Source organism: Zongyangia sp. (genome assembly GCF_965361945.1).
The window spans coordinates 1-5,165 of sequence record NZ_CBDTOK010000109.1; the positions used below are offsets into that span (position 1 = coordinate 1).

Consider the following 5,165-nt stretch of genomic DNA (forward strand, 5'->3'; position numbering starts at 1 on the left):
CCAGGAGACCTTGGGGCTTGACGACGTCATGGAGCCTACGCAGAACATGGAGGCCGGTATCTACATGCTGAGCCTGTTTGACTACGAGGATCCACATAAGCGGCTGATGGCGTACAATTGCGGGATAGGACGGGCCAAGGAGCTGTGGGAGGGTGGAATCACCCGGACAAGCTACAGCGAAGAAGTAATAGAGAGGATGAAGGGATATGGAAAAACAAAAGAGGTGGGAAAAATCAATGAACAGGATAAATCCAGCTTTACAATATGTGGAGAAAATAGAAGAAATAAGCGATATTAAAAAAGTTGCACAAATGCTTTCCAGTGGAGAGTGGATAGCAATCTGTGCAACAAAAAACGAGCCGATAACATTTGCGATGGGCAAGGTTACTACTTTAATGTCTGATAGTTAGATTTTGGCTTTACGATGTTACCGCGAGTTGATGACCATCCAAGAGAATAAAGGATACCGCCATTTTCACCGCCTTGGACAGAAGCAGTATTAAGAAGGATCCAGCCACAATCTAAATATTTTTGGGCGTCCTCGGAACCAACAATATCCATAACCGCGACTATATCAGAATACTTGATTTCCATATTTCCACCTCCTTTCTCACCAATAATCCTACATCTTTTAGGGAGAGGAAACAATGGGAAATTCAGAAAGGGAGGAAAATTTGATGCTTGAGATGATGTTCGCGCTGGGAGGAATGTTCTTCTTTGGAGCGCTGACAGGTTGGGTCGCGGATCACCTGCCGGAGAAGCTGGCTGAGTGGATGGAAATACATATCTTCCGGTGCAAAAAGAAAGCGCCCCGGGAAGCGGCAACTTCCCAAAGGCGCACAGGAAATATATCCAACACCATTGTAACGAAAAAAGGAGGAAAGGTCAATGGGAAATGAGCATGATCCTATGGGAGTGGTAACCTCAGACCGGCACTTAGAGCCGGATGACCCATTTCCATACACCTACAAAATATGCGCTATGTGCAAAGAAACCCTTGCGGAAGATGAGATGACACGGTTTCGGAATGGGGACTATGTGTGTAAAGACTGCCTGTATGACTATGTGGAGGACCATGGCGGGGAATATGTGAAGGAATACATAGAGAAGGACATAGAAACCATCTGGGACTACTACATGGAGTGGTGGTTTGAAAACCTTCCCAAGGATGAGCAGCTGGCTATTGTGCGGGAGGGATACCGGAAAAAGGAGCGGGAGAAACCTGTCATCTTTTGCCCAACCAGTAATCCCTTAGGGAAAGACCAGCAGGAATTTTGCAAAGAATCTGATGGGTTCTTTGAGTTTGCGAAGGAGAAACTGACATGAGCCAGGAATTTCCATTGGGGGTGGGCTACTACACAAGCTATCTAACCAATATCGTTGTCTCCTTTACGGAGGATCGTATTGCCTGCGGGTGGTGCAATAGGAAGCTGGAACAGGGAAGGAACGTCTATTGCAAGTTGACAGAAGAAAAAATAGCACACCCAGAACAAGGGATAGGGCTCAAATGTCCCTTACACAATTTTAGCGAATTAATTGAAGGAGGAAACAGCATATGTCTTTAGTGGCTAAGGCGGCAACAGGGGAAACGAGAGAACCGGTAACGGAGGGAGTGCATATCGCCATCTGTGTGGCGCTGATAGACGGCGGGGAACAGATCGTGGATTACAAAGACCAGCGCAAGCTCCAAGAGAAAATTATCATCACCTGGGAAATTCCCGACGATACCTATGAGTATGAGGGCGAAACGCACCCAAAACAGATCAGCCGCATATACACCAACTCCTTGGGGGAGCGGGCGACGCTCCGCCAGCATTTGGAGGCGTGGAGGGGGAGATCCTTCACCGATAAAGAGCTGGCTGGGTTTGACCTGCGCAATGTGCTGGGCAAAGCGTGCCAGATGCAGATTATCCACCAGGAGCGGAATAACCGTGTATACGCCAACATCAAGACGATCATGGCCGTCCCCAAGGGGATGAAGGTGCCGGAGCCAAGCAACGAGCTTGTAGCGTTTGACTTAGACGAAGAGAAGGCGCTTGATAAGCTGGAGACACTGCCCTCATGGGTGCAGCAGTATGTAAGAGGATCAGTCACCTACGAGAAGATGGTGGGGAATGAAGAATTCCAGGAATTAGAGGAAGACGACCTGCCCTTCTAGGCGGGGGAAGGGAGACGCAACATGGCTGGACGGCCGCCAAAGGAAGGCATAGATTATGTCGGATGGTCGGTGGACATGTTCGAGAATGACCCGAAGATAGACAAACTATTGGACGCACAGGGCGCCTGCGGATTCTTGGTGTATTTCTATCTTTGTTTAAGGGCGTATGGTTCCAATGGATACTTCTACAGATGGAGCTACGACGATGCGGCGACTACAGCGCGTAAGATCGGCGGCGGCGTGGGCTCCGAGACGGTAAAAAACACCGTCGGCCTATGCTTACAGATTGGGCTCTTTGATAAGAGGCTGTTTGATAGGGATGGGATATTGACAAGCAGAGGCATCCAAAAAAGATATTGGCAGGTAGCCAAAGAGAGAACCGTCAATTTAATCAAACAGGAATACTGGCTTTTAAACGAAGAAGAAAACGCCGGTCTGGATTCTTGCGCCCTAAAAAACAATTATGCCGGGTCAAAATTGAATTATGGGCCGCCAAAATCCAATTATGGCAGACAAAAGGAAAGTAAAGGAAAGGAAAGTAATCTATACACCGAAATCATCAGCTATCTCAATGAGAAGGCTGGGACAGGTTACCGGAGCACATCGAAGAAAACAAGGTCCCTCATCGACGCCAGGATCAGGGAAGGGTTTGGAATATCCGACTTTCAGCGGGTGATCGACAACAAGGTCGCCGACTGGAACCATCCGCCCAGGGAGGGGCGGGAGGACATGCGTCCCTATCTGCGCCCTGAGACCTTGTTTGGCACCAAGTTTGAAAGCTACCTGAACCAGCGCGGGGCTGAGGAAGGAGAGGAAAGGAGATGGAGACGCCTTGATTGAGGTAAGCAGAGAAGCGGAGCAGTCGGTCATCGGGGCTATCCTGCTGGATGGAGAGCGGGCCATGCCGGAGGCCTTGCGGCTGTCGCCGGAGGACTTCAAGGTGCCGGAGTACCAGCATGTCTTCCGGGCCTGCCGGAAGCTTTACAATGAGGAAACGCCCATTGACCTGATTACGGTGCTGGAGCAGGTGGGCAGCGGATACAAGCCGCTGCTGGTCCAGGCGGCGGAGGCCACGCCCAGCATTAAGACGGTGGGCAGCTATGTGGAGATTGTCAAGGACACCTCCCGCCGGATGGAGGCCTGGGGCAAGGCGCTGGAGCTGATGGAGCTTTTGGAAGGGGGAGACGATGAGGCGCAGGATGTGGCGGCGGAAATCTGCAAGGCGCTGTCCGACACCGAGACGGGGCGGGTGCTCTCATCGGAGGAGGGATTTGTGGAGTTTTACGCCTCCAAACAAGATCCCAGAACCTACATAGAGACCGGTTTTCAAAAGCTGGACCGGTATTGCTATATCGACAAAGGGGACTATATCATCATCGGCGGACGTCCCTCGACGGGTAAGACGGCGTTTACCCTGCAAATGATGCTGCACATCTCCAAGTCCTACAATGTGGTGTATTTCAGCCTGGAAACCAGTGGGATTAAACTCTTTGACCGGCTGGTGAGCTGTATGTCCGGAGTGCCGCTGTCCCAGATCAAGAGGGGAGACCCGGAAATGGATTGGGCGAGGATCGCGGAGTGCGCCGACCCGATGAAGCGCAGGCGATTTCATGTGGTGGAGGCGGCGGGCTGGACGGTGCCGCAGGTCAAGGCCATGGCGGCGCGTCTGCGGGCGGATGTGATCTTCATCGACTACCTGAGCCTGCTTCGCGGGGAGGGCAAAAGCCTCTATGAGCGGGTGACCAACATTTCCATGGAGCTGCACACCCTGGCCCAGCAGAGCAAGCTTGCCGTGATCGCCCTTTCCCAGCTCAACCGGGAGGGGAAGGGGGAGCCGGACATGACCAGCCTGCGGGAATCAGGACAGATTGAGCAGGACGCCGACGTGATCCTCCTGCTCCATCAGCAGGATTCCCATGAGGAAGACGCCCAGCGGCGGGACCTGATTATTGCCAAGAACAAGGAGGGCATGACGGGAAAGATAGAGCTCCTGTTTCGGGGAGACATCCAGCGCTTCAGCCAGTTGGAACGGGGGCGGGGCGGATGACAGAGCTGGAACAATTGTGGGAGGACGTGGCCTTCTTTGCCCGGCACCGGAGGCTCAACGCGGCGGACTACGAAATTTACAAGGGAAAGCTGGCAAAACTGGTGAAGGAAGGGGAATATGAGGCGGCGGTACAGCGGTTAGCGGAGGTGATGGGCCTATGATGCGCTTTGTGATCCCAATAGCGCCGGTAACCAAGAAAAACCACCAGCAGATCAGAAGGACCAAAGACGGCCGCTGTTTCATCGCCCAGTCGGAGCAATACCGGCAGTACGCCAAGGATTGCAGGCGGGTGATCACCGGCGCCTACCGGAAAAAGATCAACGTTCCGGTGAATGTGAAGGCCCTCTACTACATGCCCACCCGCAGGAGGGTAGACATTGTGAATCTGCACAGCGCCCTGCATGATGTGCTGGTGGAGGTGGGAGTGCTGGAGGACGACAACAGCCGAATTGTGGTATCCACCGATGGGAGCCGGGTATTCTATGACAAGCACAACCCCCGGACCGAGGTGGAGATTGAGAGGACAGACCGATTGGAGGAATAGAGATGAAATGCTACAAAGGATTTGACAAGAATCTCGCGTGTCGCGGGTTCAAGTATGAGGTTGGGAAAGAGTATGCAACGGAAACCGCAGAAATTTGCAAATCAGGATTTCACGCCTGTGAAAATCCGTTTGACGTTTTTAATTATTATCCACCGAGTGATTCCCGTTTTTGCGAGGTTGATCTTGATGCAAATGACCAGAGAGGAGATGATAGTAAACGCGTTGGTAAACATATACGTATCGAAGCCGAGATTGGACTTCTTGGACTTATTGCGGCGGGTGTGAAATTTATTCTCGACAAAGTTGATTGGAACAACGCAAAAGAATCAAACACAGGCGACTGGTCAGCGGCTACCAATACAGGCTACCGGTCAGCGGCTACCAATACAGGCTACCAGTCAGCGGCTACCAACACA

Annotated in this window: 10 protein-coding genes and 1 pseudogene; 10 read left to right on the forward strand and 1 reads right to left on the reverse strand. The window is 52.0% G+C overall.

Annotation, left to right across the window (positions count from 1 at the left end; all coding sequences use genetic code 11):
- A pseudogene (locus tag ACZ25G_RS07390) lies at positions 1-298 on the forward strand (hypothetical protein); the annotation flags it as partial.
- An 89-nt stretch (positions 299-387) separates the two neighbouring features.
- Here ACZ25G_RS07390 and ACZ25G_RS07395 read toward each other — a convergent pair.
- Complete coding sequence (locus tag ACZ25G_RS07395) at positions 388-594, reverse strand: hypothetical protein (protein WP_463682024.1); 207 nt, start codon at positions 592-594, stop codon at positions 388-390.
- A gap of 83 nt (positions 595-677) precedes the next feature.
- On the opposite strand from ACZ25G_RS07395, the gene ACZ25G_RS07400 reads away from it, so the two are divergent.
- The 9 genes from ACZ25G_RS07400 to ACZ25G_RS07440 all read left to right on the forward strand — a co-directional run.
- The gene (locus tag ACZ25G_RS07400; RefSeq protein WP_463682025.1) at positions 678-899 is read left to right on the forward strand and encodes a hypothetical protein; all 222 of its coding nucleotides are present in this window, start codon (positions 678-680) and stop codon (positions 897-899) included.
- Entirely contained in the window at positions 889-1,326 is a 438-nt protein-coding gene (locus ACZ25G_RS07405; RefSeq protein WP_463682026.1) for a hypothetical protein, read from the forward strand. Before ACZ25G_RS07400 ends, ACZ25G_RS07405 begins: the two co-directional genes overlap by 11 nt.
- Positions 1,323-1,565, forward strand: coding sequence for a hypothetical protein (locus tag ACZ25G_RS07410; protein WP_463682027.1), 243 nt, complete (start codon positions 1,323-1,325; stop codon positions 1,563-1,565). Before ACZ25G_RS07405 ends, ACZ25G_RS07410 begins: the two co-directional genes overlap by 4 nt.
- Entirely contained in the window at positions 1,556-2,158 is a 603-nt protein-coding gene (locus ACZ25G_RS07415; protein WP_342683033.1) for a phage replication initiation protein, NGO0469 family, read from the forward strand. Before ACZ25G_RS07410 ends, ACZ25G_RS07415 begins: the two co-directional genes overlap by 10 nt.
- A 21-nt stretch (positions 2,159-2,179) precedes the next feature.
- Entirely contained in the window at positions 2,180-2,998 is an 819-nt protein-coding gene (locus ACZ25G_RS07420) for a conserved phage C-terminal domain-containing protein (protein ID WP_463682028.1), read from the forward strand.
- Entirely contained in the window at positions 2,991-4,205 is a 1,215-nt protein-coding gene (locus ACZ25G_RS07425) for a replicative DNA helicase (protein ID WP_463682029.1), read from the forward strand. The genes ACZ25G_RS07420 and ACZ25G_RS07425 overlap by 8 nt, the downstream gene beginning before the upstream one ends.
- Complete coding sequence (locus tag ACZ25G_RS07430; protein WP_463682030.1) at positions 4,202-4,366, forward strand: hypothetical protein; 165 nt, start codon at positions 4,202-4,204, stop codon at positions 4,364-4,366. The genes ACZ25G_RS07425 and ACZ25G_RS07430 overlap by 4 nt, the downstream gene beginning before the upstream one ends.
- Positions 4,363-4,749, forward strand: coding sequence for a RusA family crossover junction endodeoxyribonuclease (locus ACZ25G_RS07435; protein WP_463682031.1), 387 nt, complete (start codon positions 4,363-4,365; stop codon positions 4,747-4,749). The genes ACZ25G_RS07430 and ACZ25G_RS07435 overlap by 4 nt, the downstream gene beginning before the upstream one ends.
- A gap of 2 nt (positions 4,750-4,751) precedes the next feature.
- The coding region (locus ACZ25G_RS07440; protein WP_463682032.1) for a DUF7666 domain-containing protein at positions 4,752-5,165 on the forward strand (414 nt) is incomplete at its 3' end.